This is a genomic window from Flavobacterium hauense (genome assembly GCF_054457175.1).
Map to the genome: position 1 here is coordinate 12,679 of NZ_JBTKVX010000016.1, position 14,946 is coordinate 27,624.

Annotated in this window: 16 protein-coding genes; 7 read left to right on the forward strand and 9 right to left on the reverse strand. The window is 39.1% G+C overall.

Going from position 1 to position 14,946, the window contains the following annotated elements; all coding sequences use genetic code 11:
- The first annotated feature begins 94 nt into the window (after positions 1 to 94).
- Together ACX0HA_RS12450 and ACX0HA_RS12455 are read left to right on the forward strand one after the other, a co-directional pair.
- Entirely contained in the window at positions 95 to 1,048 is a 954-nt protein-coding gene (locus ACX0HA_RS12450) for a polysaccharide deacetylase family protein (protein ID WP_458845619.1), read from the forward strand.
- A gap of 162 nt (positions 1,049 to 1,210) precedes the next feature.
- Entirely contained in the window at positions 1,211 to 1,804 is a 594-nt protein-coding gene (locus ACX0HA_RS12455; protein WP_458845620.1) for a hypothetical protein, read from the forward strand.
- A 50-nt stretch (positions 1,805 to 1,854) separates the two neighbouring features.
- Here ACX0HA_RS12455 and ACX0HA_RS12460 read toward each other — a convergent pair whose 3' ends face one another.
- Both ACX0HA_RS12460 and ACX0HA_RS12465 read right to left on the reverse strand, forming a co-directional pair.
- Entirely contained in the window at positions 1,855 to 2,694 is an 840-nt protein-coding gene (locus ACX0HA_RS12460; protein WP_458845621.1) for a ferritin-like domain-containing protein, read from the reverse strand.
- Between the two features lie 20 nt (positions 2,695 to 2,714).
- On the reverse strand, positions 2,715 to 3,455 hold the full coding sequence (locus ACX0HA_RS12465; RefSeq protein WP_458845622.1) for a ferritin-like domain-containing protein: 741 nt from the start codon (positions 3,453 to 3,455) through the stop codon (positions 2,715 to 2,717).
- A 437-nt stretch (positions 3,456 to 3,892) separates the two neighbouring features.
- Here ACX0HA_RS12465 and ACX0HA_RS12470 point away from each other — a divergent pair, with 437 nt between their 5' ends.
- From ACX0HA_RS12470 to ACX0HA_RS12480, 3 genes are all read left to right on the forward strand, one after another.
- The gene (locus tag ACX0HA_RS12470) at positions 3,893 to 4,918 is read left to right on the forward strand and encodes a LacI family DNA-binding transcriptional regulator (protein WP_458845623.1); all 1,026 of its coding nucleotides are present in this window, start codon (positions 3,893 to 3,895) and stop codon (positions 4,916 to 4,918) included.
- Positions 4,919 to 4,937: 19 nt separating this feature from the next.
- Positions 4,938 to 5,504: a Crp/Fnr family transcriptional regulator gene (locus ACX0HA_RS12475; protein WP_458845624.1), complete on the forward strand. Its 567-nt coding sequence runs from the start codon at positions 4,938 to 4,940 to the stop codon at positions 5,502 to 5,504.
- 76 nt (positions 5,505 to 5,580) lie between these two features.
- Positions 5,581 to 5,910 (forward strand): DMT family transporter, encoded by a 330-nt coding sequence (locus tag ACX0HA_RS12480; RefSeq protein WP_458845625.1) that lies wholly within the window; start codon positions 5,581 to 5,583, stop codon positions 5,908 to 5,910.
- 468 nt (positions 5,911 to 6,378) lie between these two features.
- Here the strand turns inward: ACX0HA_RS12480 and ACX0HA_RS12485 are convergent, their stop codons facing one another.
- The 6 genes from ACX0HA_RS12485 to polA form a co-directional block, all read right to left on the reverse strand.
- Positions 6,379 to 6,864, reverse strand: coding sequence for a hypothetical protein (locus ACX0HA_RS12485; RefSeq protein WP_458845626.1), 486 nt, complete (start codon positions 6,862 to 6,864; stop codon positions 6,379 to 6,381).
- A 2-nt stretch (positions 6,865 to 6,866) separates the two neighbouring features.
- The gene (locus ACX0HA_RS12490; RefSeq protein WP_458845627.1) at positions 6,867 to 7,037 is read right to left on the reverse strand and encodes a hypothetical protein; all 171 of its coding nucleotides are present in this window, start codon (positions 7,035 to 7,037) and stop codon (positions 6,867 to 6,869) included.
- Between the two features lie 539 nt (positions 7,038 to 7,576).
- Positions 7,577 to 7,837: an RHS repeat-associated core domain-containing protein gene (locus ACX0HA_RS12495; RefSeq protein ID WP_458845628.1), complete on the reverse strand. Its 261-nt coding sequence runs from the start codon at positions 7,835 to 7,837 to the stop codon at positions 7,577 to 7,579.
- A gap of 135 nt (positions 7,838 to 7,972) precedes the next feature.
- Positions 7,973 to 8,299 carry a hypothetical protein gene (locus ACX0HA_RS12500; RefSeq protein ID WP_458845629.1) on the reverse strand — a complete coding sequence of 109 codons (327 nt, stop codon included), beginning with the start codon at positions 8,297 to 8,299 and terminating at the stop codon, positions 7,973 to 7,975.
- Positions 8,300 to 8,339: 40 nt separating this feature from the next.
- Entirely contained in the window at positions 8,340 to 9,662 is a 1,323-nt protein-coding gene (locus tag ACX0HA_RS12505; protein WP_458845630.1) for a serine hydrolase domain-containing protein, read from the reverse strand.
- Between the two features lie 36 nt (positions 9,663 to 9,698).
- Positions 9,699 to 12,533, reverse strand: a complete 2,835-nt coding sequence (gene polA, locus ACX0HA_RS12510) for a DNA polymerase I (protein ID WP_458845631.1) — start codon at positions 12,531 to 12,533, stop codon at positions 9,699 to 9,701.
- 156 nt (positions 12,534 to 12,689) lie between these two features.
- Here polA and ACX0HA_RS12515 point away from each other — a divergent pair, with 156 nt between their 5' ends.
- A complete protein-coding gene (locus tag ACX0HA_RS12515) occupies positions 12,690 to 13,907 on the forward strand; it encodes a metallophosphoesterase (RefSeq protein WP_458845632.1) in 1,218 nt (405 codons plus the stop codon).
- 84 nt (positions 13,908 to 13,991) lie between these two features.
- Positions 13,992 to 14,288 carry a thioredoxin family protein gene (locus ACX0HA_RS12520; RefSeq protein WP_458845633.1) on the forward strand — a complete coding sequence of 99 codons (297 nt, stop codon included), beginning with the start codon at positions 13,992 to 13,994 and terminating at the stop codon, positions 14,286 to 14,288.
- Here the strand turns inward: ACX0HA_RS12520 and ACX0HA_RS12525 are convergent.
- Positions 14,285 to 14,923 (reverse strand): polysaccharide deacetylase family protein, encoded by a 639-nt coding sequence (locus ACX0HA_RS12525; protein ID WP_458845634.1) that lies wholly within the window; start codon positions 14,921 to 14,923, stop codon positions 14,285 to 14,287. The two genes, ACX0HA_RS12520 and ACX0HA_RS12525, sit on opposite strands and share 4 nt — an antisense overlap.
- Positions 14,924 to 14,946 lie beyond the last annotated feature (23 nt).

Consider the following 14,946-nt stretch of genomic DNA (forward strand, 5'->3'; position numbering starts at 1 on the left):
TGAAACTAAATTATAAACAACTGATAATTAATTATTTATATTTAAGGTGTTCGTTTTGATATGAATACTACATCAACCATTATAAATGCAGATTATGACTGACAGAAGAAAATTTTTAATACAGGCCGGCACATTAGGAGCAGCAGGGCTGATACTGCCCAATACTTCTCTTTTCGCCTCAGGAAGTACTACCGAAAAGTTATATGTTCCTGAAAAATCGAAGTGGGCTGATGGCTCAAAATTAGTTGTATCGGTGTCGATGCAATTTGAGGCGGGTGGGCAGCCGGACAATGCAGAAAGCCCTTTTCCGCAGAATATGGCAAAAGGTTATAAGGATCTGCCGGCAGCTACCTGGTATGAATACGGATACAAAGAAGGTATACCAAGAATGTTGGACAATTGGGACAAGCTCGGGATTAAGGTTACATCACACATGGTAGGTTCTGCAGTGCTTAAGAACCCACAACTGGCAAAAGAAATAGTACAAAGAGGACATGAGGCAGCAGCCCATGGAATGAATTGGTCTTCGCAATATAATCTATCGTATGAAGAGGAAAAGAAATTTATTAAGGATGGTGTAGACGCTGTAAAGAGAACAACAGGTTTTACTCCTGTAGGTTACAATGCAAATTGGCTTCGCCGTGGCGAAAACACACTTAAGATCCTGCAGGAACTTGGCTTTACCTATCATATAGACGACCTTAGCAGAGATGAGCCATTTGTTGTCAAGGTCAATAATGCCGATTTTGCTGTGGTGCCTTACACGCTCAGGTGTAATGATATTTTACTCATTGAAGGAAAGAATTTCTCGGCTGACCAGTTTGCAAATCAGATAAAGATGGAATTTGATCAATTATATGCCGAGTCTGAAAATAAAAGGCGACAGCTGTCTATAAGTTTTCACGACCGTATCGGCGGGTCTCCGCAGATCGTTAAAGCTGCGACCGATGTCATTAAGTATATCCAGCAGCATAAGGGTGTAAGCTTTAAGCGTAAAGACGAAATTGCCAGGATGACACTTGAAGACAAAACAAGCATCAGGGAATAAATTGAAGCAGGGTAACACCTGCTTTTTTTAATGCATCGAACTTTCTTTAGCTACAATTTATTGAAATTTTTCATAGGATATAGCTTCCGTTTCAAAAAATCGATATAACTTTAATCTCAATACCAGTTGTTTAGCTTATTTCTAACTAATCCTAAAAGTATTATGTCATTATTTGGTAAAGCTACAAGATCCGTAATGCTGGGCGGCCTTTTCCTGATCATTCCCCTTGTTGTGATTATTATAATAGGTACGCATGCCATAGAAATTCTTTCGCCTTTAGGTAAAAGCATTGGGCACAGGATTGGAGTGAGTACCATTTTTGGAAAGGCTACACTTACCATTATCACTTTAATGCTTCTTTTATTTTTTTGCTATCTGGCAGGTTTGCTGTTAAGAATTGGACTCGTTAGCGCTTGGGGAGACAAAGTTGAAGAAAAAATATTCTTGTTTTTTCCACAGCTCCAAATCATCAAATACCGTATTGCAGGAGAAAGCTCCATGAAAAGTGTCTGGACGCCTATCTTGCTGAAAGAAGAGAATTATTATGTCCTGGTATTTGTTACCAGTAGCCTTGACCAGCCTGTATGGAGTATCTATGTGCCTGAATCGCCTAAACTAGATTCGGGTGAAATAAGATATATGAAAAAAGAAGACTGTGTTTATGAATCCATATCTATGAAACAGGCTATGGATGCCGTGATTAGTTTCGGAAAGAAAGGAAATATACAACAGCAATTAAATGACCTAACTAAATAGGAAAAAACTGTCCGCATATAATTACGGACAGTTTTCAAGGCCAATTTAATTTAAATTGTTTCCACAATAAATAATTGGGCTATGGTTTTAGATTGTGATCCTGTCAAAGGCTCATCGAAAGACTCAGATGCAGAGCCTGCTCCAAATCCTCCTGCTGTTGCAGTTTCAAATCCTCCCTGCATCGTTTTCTCTTCTCCGGTATAAATTGGCTGTGCAGCTTCGGGTAATCCGCCACGGTCACTGCCAATGATCCATCCTTTTTGTCCTCTCAGCCTTCTGATCTGTGAGGCGTGCATGGCTTCAACTGAATGTATCTGTAGAGCAGCAGTCAATAAGTTACCGTCAGACATAAGGTTACCCGCCTGTCCTTTATAAGCACGCACTCCTGTATCTTCAAATGCCTGCGAAAGCGCAAGAAGGGTAGGGTAGTCATTGAATGGATCGAATGGTCCGCCACCGTTTGCATTTCTTGCTCCTGTAAAGTCAAAGGTAGGTTTTGCAGGTGCGTTTTCTTTCAGGGCAGATTTAAGGAAATTTACGTGTGCATTCTCATGTTTTGAGATCTGCATAAATATGGCCTGGTCAGCTTGCGGTATAATACCCGAATCTAACGCCATTGCATAGAATTCATCTTCCAGGTATTCCAGTATAAGGGCAAGCTGTAATGCTTCTGTTGGTGTTTCGGCAGGGCCAAAAAACGCCGCATTAGTAGCTGCATTAGCCTTGTTTGAAGTTAGTAAAGCGGATAATCCGAAAGGTACAGCTGCCATTGCAGCTACCGATCCCATTTTTTGAAATTGCGATAAACTATCTCTACGTGAGCCTTTAACGCTTAGGCTGTTAATCATGCCTTCGTTAGTAAACGACTCTAAAAATTTTATAATATTCATGATGCTTCAGTTTAAGTTGATTATGGTAAGAATTGGGCTGTAAATGGAGTCTGGATTATATCCAGTGCTGACACGGCTGCAAGAATGCCTGATGGTTTTACAGCTTGTCCAAGTCCGTTAGATGCTGTTACAACGTCATCACCTGAGAATGCATTTGTTCCCGGGCTGATAAGGCTCCTGATAGCAGATGCGTGCCTTGCCTCTACCGATACTATCTTTCCGGCAAGAACAAGATAATCCGGTGTAGTTATGTATCTTCCCGCACCATTGTAGGCTGCTACACCTGTGTCTTCCAAAGTTCGTGCTGTAGCAAGTACCTGGGTTCTATTGCTGAAACTCAGCGACCCATAATCAAATTGCAGGGCAGGCAGTAGCTGGTCCTGACTTGTGATCACACCTGATATTGCTGCCTTAAAAAACTCTCTGTGAATAACCTCATGTTTGTACAAGTCGCTTAATACGGCTTGCTCTTCGCTATTGAATGTGCTGCCAAAGGTATTGCTGTTCACTACCCTTGTATAGAAATCGGCTTCAAGCTGTTCCAATGCGTAGGCGTAAGTAAGAATTCCAAGATCTCCGCCGCCAAGGTCAAATTTTCCGTTCCTTACCCCGGGAAGCTGGTTATCGTTCGAACCCTTGTCGTCATCACTGCTACAGCCGGCTAATACGAGCCCCGCTCCTGCCAGGGTGATTCCGCTGATTCTAAGAAAGTTTCTCCTGCTGTGCAGCGATCTTACTTCCTCTACTTGTACTTTTTTCATAATCAGAAAGATTTAAAATAGGTTAATAGTTTTGGTAGGTGTGGCAATTTGAGTATCAAAGTTACCATCTACTTACGGCGGTTTTTAGGGAAAGGTTTTTAACTAATGACGATTCTGAGGTTTTTTAACTAATATTTAATAAAATCAACAATGGGTTTAGATTTGCAATGTACTGATAATGAGTATTTTTTAGGTTTATTGGTTTCTAAAATTGCCAAACCTTTTAACAATTGTTAATTAGCGAAGTTTATCATACAATTAACGTTAATGGCCTGTGTTAGGAGTGTTATCTTTCTGATTTTGTGACTAATAAACCTACAGTGGCCTAGATAAAAGAATAATTGTAGTATTTTAATATAAATTCTAAGTATTATTTAATCGGGGAATGATAAAATCATCATTTTTTTGTTTCTTTACAATATAAATACATTCAAGCCATGAAACAAAAAGCTACATTAAAACAAATAGCCAAAGAGTTAAACGTATCTGTATCTACAGTTTCTAAGGCGTTAAGCAACAGCCCCGAAATAAGCGAGCCTACCAAGATCAAAGTTCAGGAATTCGCTAAGCTCAAAAATTATAAGCCAAACAATATTGCGGTAAATCTTAAAAATAAGAGAACCAAAACCATAGGGGTTATTATCCCTAATATCCTTAATCCGTTTTTTGCGAAAGTATTCAGCGGTATTGAGCAGGCGGCTAATGACAGGGGATATAATGTTATTACCTGTATCTCTAATGAGTCGCTTGAAAAAGAGATCCATGCAATGGATATTCTTAGCAACGGTACCATAGATGGCTTTATCCTTTCAATCTCTGAAGAAACACAGAAAGAGCAGGAGTTCAAACATTTTAAAGAGGCAATTGCCGACGATCTTCCTATCGTTATGTTCGACAGGATATCTGATGAGGTGAACTGCGATAAAGTGATTGTAGACGATTTTGATTCGGCAGTAGATGGTACTACCCACCTGATAAAACTGAAATGTAAGAATATAGCATTGCTTTCTACCATAGATAATCTTAGTGTAGGCAAGTTGCGAATGCAGGGTTACGAAAAAGCCTTGAAAGATAACGGATATGCCCTTAATCCCGAAATAATGCTGCATACTGACAATACCGAAGAGTTTGATGAAAAACTTAAGGTGTTGTTTGATACAAAACAAATAGATGGTGTTTTTGCACTTGACGAGCATGCATCGGTAATGGCTATGAAAGCAGCCATCAAAAAAGGGCTTAAGATCCCCGAAGATGTTCAGATCATAGGATTTGCCGATGGAGTATGGTCAAAAAGGCTTACGCCAAGCCTCTCTACTGTGAGTCAGCATGCGCCTGAGATTGGCCAGGCTGCCGCCGAAATGCTTATCGACAGGCTTGAAGATAAATCAGAAGAAGCTCCTGAATATGTTACTAAAGTAATCAAGACGGAACTAAGACAGCGCGAATCTACAAAAAAGCTATAGCAGCCTAATTGTATTTGTATTGATAAATACTCTCAAAAAAATAAGGTCTATATATCCTGTAAGTGATGCCTCGTTAGGAAAACTTACTGCGCTGTTTAAAGCGCGGTCTTTTTCGCGCGGCGAAATCATCATGAAAGAAGGCAGGGTAGAAAAATCGATGTTTTTTATAGAAACCGGACTCGTGAGGGCTTATAGCGACCTGCCCGATCGTGAAGTAACCTTCTGGCTTGGCCTTGAGGGCGATTATGTAATCTCAATGCGCAGTTTTATAAGTAATCAGCCCGGTTATGAAACCATAGAGGTTTTAGAAGACAGTGTTTTGTATGAGGCAGATTCTGCAAAGCTTATTTCCCTTTTCGAGTCTGATATTGAACTGGCCAACTGGAGCAGGAAACTGGCAGAATATGAGTTGCTTCGACTGGAAGAAAAATTTATCTACAGGCAATTTAAAACGGCTACCGAAGTTTATATCGAACTGCTGGAAAGAATACCTTCGCTCCCAAATCGTGTCCAGCTGAAGCATATTGCTTCCTACCTTGGTATCAGCCAGGTTTCATTAAGCCGTATCCGTGCTAAAATAAAATAACGATATTATTTAACAAATGTAAAATAGTGTCGGGACTGCCGGTTCTACCTTTGCTTAAAATTTTAAAGAAAGCATTATGAACTGGATCTATCTTATCATTGCCGGTATCCTTGAGCTTGGTTTTACCACAAGCCTTAAACTGTCTAACAATTTCACTAATTATAAATGGGTTGCTGTTTTTATAAGCTGTATTGTAGTAAGCTTTTATTTTGTCAATAAAGCCTGCCAGACACTTCCGTTGGGAACTGTCTATGCGGTATGGACAGGAATAGGTGCTTTTGGCACTGTAATAATAGGAATGGTTTATTTTAATGAGCCGGTTAACTTTTGGCGTATCTTTTTCATCAGTACGCTCATACTTTCAATCATCGGGCTTAAGTTCCTTGGTGGTGAAGCTGCACATTAATTTAGATATGCATATGGGAGTATATCGCCAAACAACATAAAGAGCAACAGCAATATAAAGATTATAAAGCGATACTGATTACTACCGAACGCATTGCTGCGTTAAAATCACTTATAGAAGCCTGAAGGCAAAGACAATAATCTCTCCCCGAACCGGGGAGAGATTATTGTTTTTATACCATGCGCTTATCTTTTTTTTCAAATGGATACCGCTACTATCGGGATTAGAAGTACAAGTTGTTTTATTTCTGTGATGATTTTCCACCAACACATCTGGAACATGCGCCCCTGTTATAGCTATTAGATTAAATTTAAGCATACATTAAACAAAAAAACAACCCGAAGGTTGTTTTAATTTTATAAAGTAAAATAAATTAAGTGTTTGATTTTAATTGATAATCTTTTTAACAATAATGAATCAACACATCTAAAAAATTATCTTTTTACTTCTACTAAAGAAAATTATCCATTAAAAAAAGAAATAATTGTCTTCCCTCATTTTAAGAAAATTCTCATTAATCAACAATTCAGGGTACACTTCAATAATTTGACTTATGCATTTCTTGCTAAACTTATTAAATATGTTTTTAAAACTTAAATAAGTAATTTGTATATCAAAATCGTGATTATTCATTTCAAAAAGCCTCAAATTTGAAGACTTATCGTCATAAGTAAATCTAATATTATTGCTAAACCAATCGTGCGTCGAAACGGTAAAAGCAGTAAAGTTTCCCTCATCAATATCTCTAAGAGCAAATTTAATCTGTTTAAGATAACTCAAAATACTATCTTCTATAATTATAAAATTTCTTTGTTCTTCAAAAAAAATAAATATTTTGCCTTGGGCAATTCGGAAAAGTTCTATTTCGTTTATTGATGAAAAATCATGTTTTTTCTTTTCAGAAACAATAGTATCATAATTTAACTGATAATCAAAAAAAACGTTTTTATTCATTTTTATCTATTTAGGTTTTGGTACGAATTTATGACATTTCCTTTGGAATCTAAGTATACTTGAAGTGTTTTAGTGCTTTTACCTTTAGAAGTTGTACCAATTACTTCATCAAGTATGTATAACTGAATAGTTACCTTTATCCCCAGTATGAACATCTTTCGTACTAGCTTCATTTGTCAAAGCTTTTACCTTTGCAATTGTACTATTACTTTATGAGAATCTACTTGTCAATTTTCCAGGTCTTGAACTGAAAAAATGCCCATCTTTTATGTGCTCAATTGCTGTAGTGCTATAATCAGCAATTATAGCCCCCCACTTTCCTTTGGTTACTTTTCGTACATCGTTTGCTCTGTCGACTACTTTAATTGCATCACCAACGTCATCTAAATATTTTACAGGTTTTGCAAGTGGTACTATAGCAGTAGTTAATTCTAGCAGTAGTTAATTCTAAGGCGGCGTCACCTTTACCAAAAGCATTTCAAAATGCATCCTTACCATTGGAGATTCCTTGGTAAGTATTCACTGCGTTAGTTGGGAAGAATAAACTTGAAATGATTTGACCTTCTTGGAAAGCAATATTTTCTACTACACCCTTCGGCTGTAAGTACACATGATGTTTAGAGCCGTTAAGTTCTCCTACAACATCATCTTTAATTTTTTTCCAATTTTGTAAGCTTAGTAATTCTTTGAAACCGGCGACGATATCGTTATTCTATGCTTGACTCCAAGTTTTTTCTTTACCTTCTAATTCGACAAATGCTATTACACTATTTTCACTGAAAGCATACGGTGAGTTATGTGGATAATCTGATTCTAAAGGGTCAACAGCAAAGAACCTACCAATCCTTGGGTCATGCATCCTAAAGGTATAATTTACACTGTTACCATCACCTTTAATCTCGTTGTCTTTTTCCTGCCCCTGGAAACCATAGCTGCAATCGCTTCCGTTATAATGCCTATTTGGTACCTGCATCCCGAAAGAATGTTATTTAAAGGTGTCAATAAAATTAAAATATGAGTGAATAAATTAATTGCCAACACATCTGGAACACGAACCCGCTTTTAAAGCTATTAGCAACATTACCGATATTAGGTAATCAAATAGATGTTATAAAAGATCACCTTCTACATCTAAATAATTACACCGAGCAAATATCAATAATTTATCTTTAAAGTCATCTTCATTGAAATTGTCAGTTAAAAAATACACTTCACTGAGACTACCATCTAAATCCATAAATGTACCCGTTAATTCTGCGCAGACGGAATAATATACGTCTTTTTCATGGTCTGTTGGCATTCTGTCTAAATACACCCAAATGATCAGCTTGCTCCCCCTTATCTCTGCACATATTAGTCTGGTATAAAATGTAATATTAAACAAGAACGCCCTATACATTGCGAATAATAACTGGTTTCTTCTATTTTCTACCATCTATAAACCTTTTTTTGGGTTAACTGGAATTGGTTTAGATTTATTCTTTCGTGAACTGAGATGTTGAGCCATCGGCTTGTTTTAATGTAAATCCTTTTGCATTAAAGGTGATGGTAATGCCGGCAGGGTCAAAATTGAACTGTGTTTCGCTTAGCGGATTCAGGGGAAATGAACCCTGGTCGGTAGCGTGAGCGGTCAATACTCCGTTAACCAGCTTGATGTCTACTTTAAAGGGCAGTTGAGGATTGGTGTAGAAACCCTCATATTTCTTTAGTACGCTCTCGTCAATCTTAGCACTTTTAAAATTCGGGAAGATATAAGGTAGTTTATAATAACAGCTTAATACGCCCGTCATTAAGTCGTTGGTGTTTATATCATCGCCATTCATGAGTACTGAGATGGCAAGGTCGTCTTTAGGATAATAGCCTAAAACAGATGAGAACGATTCAATGCCGCCATTGTGTCCAAAAAATTTTCTTTCTATAAAAGGATATGCAAATATTCCTTTTCCAAAGCCCATGTCTATAGTTGTCATTAGAGCCAGTGATTCTTTCTTAATGATCTTACCGTCAAAGAGCGCCTTAGCAAACTTTGTAAGGTCTGCAGGTGTAGATTGTAAAGCACCCGCCGCTCCCACAATAGATTCGTTCCATTCTTCTGTCCTTATCCATTTACCATTGGAGAAAGAATAAGAGTAGGATTCGTTCTTTTTAGGATTGATCTTAGAATAATAATACGTGTTCTTAAGGCCAATCTTATTTACTATTCTTGACATTACATTCTCCTTGTAGCTTTTTAAGGTAATATCCTGAATGATATACCCCAGCAAAAGGTAATTAGAACTACTGTATTCTGCTTTGGTTCCGGGCTCAAAGACAGGTTCATATGATTCTAAACGGTTAAGCATCTCCCTTCTGTTCTGAAGCTTAGTGTTGTAAGTCTCAAAATCGGCATTGTCGGTATAATTATAAATGCCACTTTGATGGTTTAACATCTGCCCTATAGTAATCTTGTCAGCATTTTTAATCTTCGGGAAAAACTCCGAAAGCTTAGTGTTAAGCTTCAGCTTTTTCTCTTCGATCAGCTGAAAGATGATAGCAGAAGTGAAAATTTTAGTAATAGAGCCTATTTTGTATTTTGTCTTTGGAGTGGCTTTGGTTTTGCTTTCAACATCGGCATAGCCGTAAGCTTTCTCAAATACTACAGTCCCTTTTTCCTGTATGGCAATAGAGCCCATAAACTTATTGTTAGCATACAGGTAGGTAAGCAGGCTGTCTATTTTTCTGAATTTTGCACTATCATTTTGTGCAAACACAGGTACTGCCAGCATAAAGGCGACTACGCTTAAAAATATTTTTTTCATAAATGGATATTTACTTATGAACCGCAATAGCAGGTATTAATGAGCCTCAAGCCAGTTTTTTCCTGTTCCCATGTCTACTTCAAGAGGTACGGCCAGTGTAAAGGCACTTTCCATTTCTTGTTTGATCATGGGCTTTATGCGTTCCAGTTCACTATTATGAACGTCAAAAACAAGTTCATCGTGTACCTGAAGTAACATTTTACTTTTCCAGTTCTCATTTATCAGCTTCTCCTGAATATTTATCATCGCAATTTTAATGATGTCGGCGGCGCTTCCCTGTATAGGGGCATTCACAGCATTTCGCTCTGCACCACCACGCACGACCATATTTTGCGAGTTAATGTCTTTAAGGTATCTTCTTCGTCCTGAGATGGTTTGTACATAACCCTGTTCACGGGCTATTTCTACCTGCTCATTGATGTATTGTTTCAGCCTTGGATAGGTCTTGTAATAAGCATCAATAAGATCTTTCGATTCAGAGCGGCTTAGTGATGTCTGGTTGCTCAGTCCAAATGCCGATACGCCATAGACAATACCAAAGTTTACGGTCTTGGCATGGCTACGCTGTTCGCGGGTTACCTCTTCCAACGCAACGTTGAATACTTTTGCTGCGGTAGAGGCATGGATATCTTCACCGTTCTTAAAAGCATTTACCATTTCAGGGTCGCCGCTCAGAGCAGCGATAATGCGAAGCTCTATTTGCGAGTAATCGGCAGAGAGAATGGTATATTCTTCATTTCGTGCAATGAATGCCTTACGTATCTGCCTCCCCCTTTCGGTACGGATAGGGATGTTTTGCAGGTTGGGGTTATTAGAGCTTAAACGGCCTGTTGCCGCTACCGTTTGCATATAATCGGTATGTACACGGCCTGTTTTAGCTTCTACCTGAAGCGGTAAAGCTTCTACATAGGTATTCTGAAGTTTTACAAGCTGTCTCCATTCCAAAATATCGGCTACTATAGGGTTATCGGTTGCCAGGTAAGAAAGTACTTCTTCGCCTGTTGCATACTGGCCTGTTTTTGTTTTCTTTTGTTTGGCACCACCTATTTTAAGTCTGTCAAATAAGATGTCTCCTAATTGTTTTGGTGAAGCAAGATTAAATGATTCGCCTGCGGTTTCATATATCTGCTGTTCCAGTCTTTTTATATCGCCCAAAAGTTCTGCCGAAAGTTCTTTCAGGTATGGTGTGTCAAGATTGATCCCTTCCTGTTCCATAGCGGCCAGTACCGGCATAAGCGGAATTTCGATTTCGTCAAATAGCTTGCGGGTATCAGTACTTTCCAGCATTGGCGCGAATATTTCTTTCAGCTGAAGTGTGATATCAGCATCTTCAACAGCATATTCTTTTATTAGTTCAATATCCACATCACGCATTGATCGCTGACCTTTTCCTTTTTTACCAATAAGAGCCTCGATAGGCACCGGCGAATATTTAAGGTAAGTTTCAGCCAGTATATCCATTCCATGACGCATATCTGGGTTGATAAGGTAATGCGCGATCATGGTGTCGAATATTTTACCTTTGATAGTAACGCCATACTGAGCCAGCATTTCCAGGTCATATTTCAGGTTTTGTCCTATTTTCTCGATATTCTTATCTTCAAAGAAGGGAAGGAACTGATTAACGATCTGTTGTGCTTCTTCACGGTTTTCAGGAACCGGAACATAAAATCCTTTTCCTTTCTCCCAAGAGAACGATAAGCCTACAAGTTCAGCCGTAAGCGGGTTTATACCTGTTGTTTCTGTGTCAAAGCTAACGCTGGTCTGCTTCATCATGTCGCGCATCAGGAAGCTAATGGCCATATTACCCTGAACTGCCTGGTAAAAATGGTCGGTATTTTCTATGGTGTTATAAAATCCTGTAGGTGTATTTACTGCAGCAGGATCGGCCGCACCTTCACTAAACAGGTCGTATTGCTGCTCGTTCTTAACGATCGTTTTGGTAGGAGCATAGCCCTGCGCACCGGCATTTTCAAAGCTTTGGTTTTCATCAAAAAGCTTGTGAAACTGCTCTGCCATACGGCGGAATTCCAACTCATTGAATAAAGCTTCAACTTTTTCGGTGTCCGGTTTTGTTAGTTCAAAATCGTCTTCATTAAATGTAACATCACAATCGATGATGATGGTTGCGAGCTTTTTAGACATGATGCCTTTTTCTTTGTTGGCTTCAATATTCTCGCGCATCTTGCCTTTCAGCTCGTGGGTATTGGCAAGCAGGTTCTCCATAGAGCCGTAGTCTTTAAGGAGTTTCTTGGCTGTCTTTTCGCCAACACCGGGTAATCCCGGAATGTTATCCACGGCATCGCCCATCATTCCTAAAAAGTCAATTACCTGTTCCGGCCTTTCTATCTCGAAACGCTCAAGCACTTCGGGTACACCCCATATTTCGATACCATTACCCATACGGGCAGGACGGTACATAAATATGTTTTCGCTTACCAACTGGGCAAAATCCTTATCAGGGGTTACCATAAATACCTGGTAGTTCTGTTTCTCGGCCTGTTTTGCAAGTGTGCCAATAAGGTCATCGGCCTCACAGCCGGCCAGTTCTATTACAGGAATGTGCATTGCCTTTAATAATTCCTGAATGTAAGGAACTGCAATTTTGATAGCTTCAGGAGTTTCGTCACGGTTCGCTTTATATTCTGTAAACATTTCGGTGCGCACGGCACTGCCTTCTTTATCAAAAGCTACAGCCAGGTGATCCGGCTTTTCGCGCTTGATAACGTCAAGAAGAGAGTTCATGAACCCCATGATGGCCGAAGTGTCCATTCCTTTCGAATTGATTCTTGGGTTCTTTATGAAAGCATAATAACCACGAAATATCAGTGCGTAAGCATCTAACAGGAAAAGGCGTTTTTGTTGTGACATGAAAAATGATTTGGCGTAAAAATAAGCAAACCGATGCAGAATATAAAGTGCCTGCGGGACGAACTTTGAACAAACTGCAAGATTGCGGCGGCTAATAGTTATGAGTGTACTGTAACAAATAGCGGCTTTATTCGTTAATTTGTAAAAACAAATTAAATGATTCGCTGGATATTATTCTTTGTCTTTGTTGCACTGGTCGAAATTTATGCTTTCCAGACAGTAAAAACAGTCTTTAAAATACGATGGGTGCAATATGCCTATATTGCTGTCTCCCTGATCATACTTCTGTATATTGTATATCAGTTTACGCAGTTTGACAGAACCATTGGACAAAATAAAACAACCCTGTTTACCATGGGATTGCTGCTGATTACCTATCTGCCAAAGATTGTCATTACGGTTGTAATGCTTGGTGAGGACATTTTCAGGCTTATTGGCGGCTGCATAAGAGCATTCCTGGGTAATAACGAGCAGTCTTTTCTGCCAGACAGGCGAAAGTTTGTCAGCCAGATCGCTATGGGGCTTGCAGCAATACCTTTCCTTTCGCTGCTGTATGGTATGACCAAAGGGAAGTACAATTTCAAGGTGATTAAGCAAACCATATTATTTCCCGATCTTCCCGATGCTTTTGACGGAATGACGATCACCCAGATATCCGATATTCACAGTGGGAGTTTTGATAATCCCGAGGAGATCGAGCACGCCATCGATCTTATCAATCAGCAGAATTCTGACATTGTATTATTTACCGGTGATATCGTAAATACGCATGCTTCGGAGATGCACCCATGGATTGATACTTTTAAGCGCATCAATGTTGCGCCAATGGGTAAATATTCTGTTTTGGGTAATCATGATTATGGTGAGTATGTAACCTGGCCTTCCCAGGCTGAAAAGCAAAAGAATTTTGAGGATATAAAAGACCTTCACCGTCAGATAGGCTTTAAGCTGTTGCTGAATGAAAACATAAAGTTCGAAAAGGATGGTCAGCAAATTGCGCTTATTGGTCTTGAAAACTGGGGACACAACTTTAAAAAGGCAGGCGATCTTGTAAAAGCGTCACAAGGGGTTGACCAAAATGACTTCAAAATACTGATGAGCCACGATCCGTCACATTGGGAGTATGAAGTGAAGAACAATCCTCATAACTATCATCTTACCCTGAGCGGCCATACGCACGGGCTTCAGTTCGGGATTGAGATTCCGGGTATAATCAAGTGGAGTCCTGTACAATACGTTTATAAACAATGGGCGGGATTATATGAAAACCTTGGCAGATATGTATATGTAAACCGTGGTTTTGGCTTTCATGCCTATCCGGGGCGCGTGGGGATATGGCCTGAAATTACTGTGCTGGAACTAAAAAAAGCTTAAAAAGTAGGCTCATTTGGTAAAAATGCTATATTTGTATTATATTTATTTATAAAAAGTTTTAAAGTCAGTTTAAAATTTCATTATATGTCAAAATTTGGAGAACTTATAAACTCCCAGGTACCTGTACTAATTGATTTTTATACGGAGTGGAATGAACCCTCTGTATCCATGCATCCTGTTATAAGGGATGTGGCTGCTGCGCTGGGTGACAGGGCAAAAGTTATAAAAATTGATGTGGATAAAAATCAGGAACTGGCCGATGCGCTAAGGATTAAGGGTCTTCCGACGCTTATGATCTACAAAGACGGGCAAATGGTATGGAGGCAATCAGGTGAACTTGATGCTAATACTATCATAGGCCTTGTTCAGGAACAGCTTTAATCTATAGTTCCAAAGCTAAATCCCTTTTCTTTAAGATATTCGATTACACGCGGCAGTGCATATTCCAGGTTAGGAAATGCCTTTAGGCTGTCATGAAATATAATAACGCTGCCATTGGTGGCGTTTTTTATTACATTATCCAGGCACTTTTCGGGGGTGATTGTTCTGTCGAAGTCAGCGCTTAGCACATCCCACATTACTATTTTGTAGCCCATGCTTTTTACTTCTTTCGTTTGTTCCCGGCTTATCTTCCCATAAGGCGGACGGAACAGCCCATTGTCATTACCGTTATGGTTTATAATAGTCTGCCTGCAGGCCTCTATGTTTTCATAGTAGGCTGTGTTGTCAGTTTTCCAGCCATTAATATGGTTAAAGGTATGATTGCCTATTACATGGCCTGCATCAATCACTTTTTGAAAGACATACGGGTTCTTCTCAATGTTATTGCCAATGCAAAAGAAGGTTGCTTTTATATCGTGTACTTTCAGAACATCCAAAACCCATTCGGTAACTTCGGGTATGGGGCCGTCATCAAAAGTCAGGTAAATTGTTTTTTCTGCAATGGGTATGTCCCAGATATATCCGGGAAAGATTTTCTTTATAAACCATCGCGTTTTTACCCAATACGATTTCATAGTGCTGAAATTAAAAAAAGGAT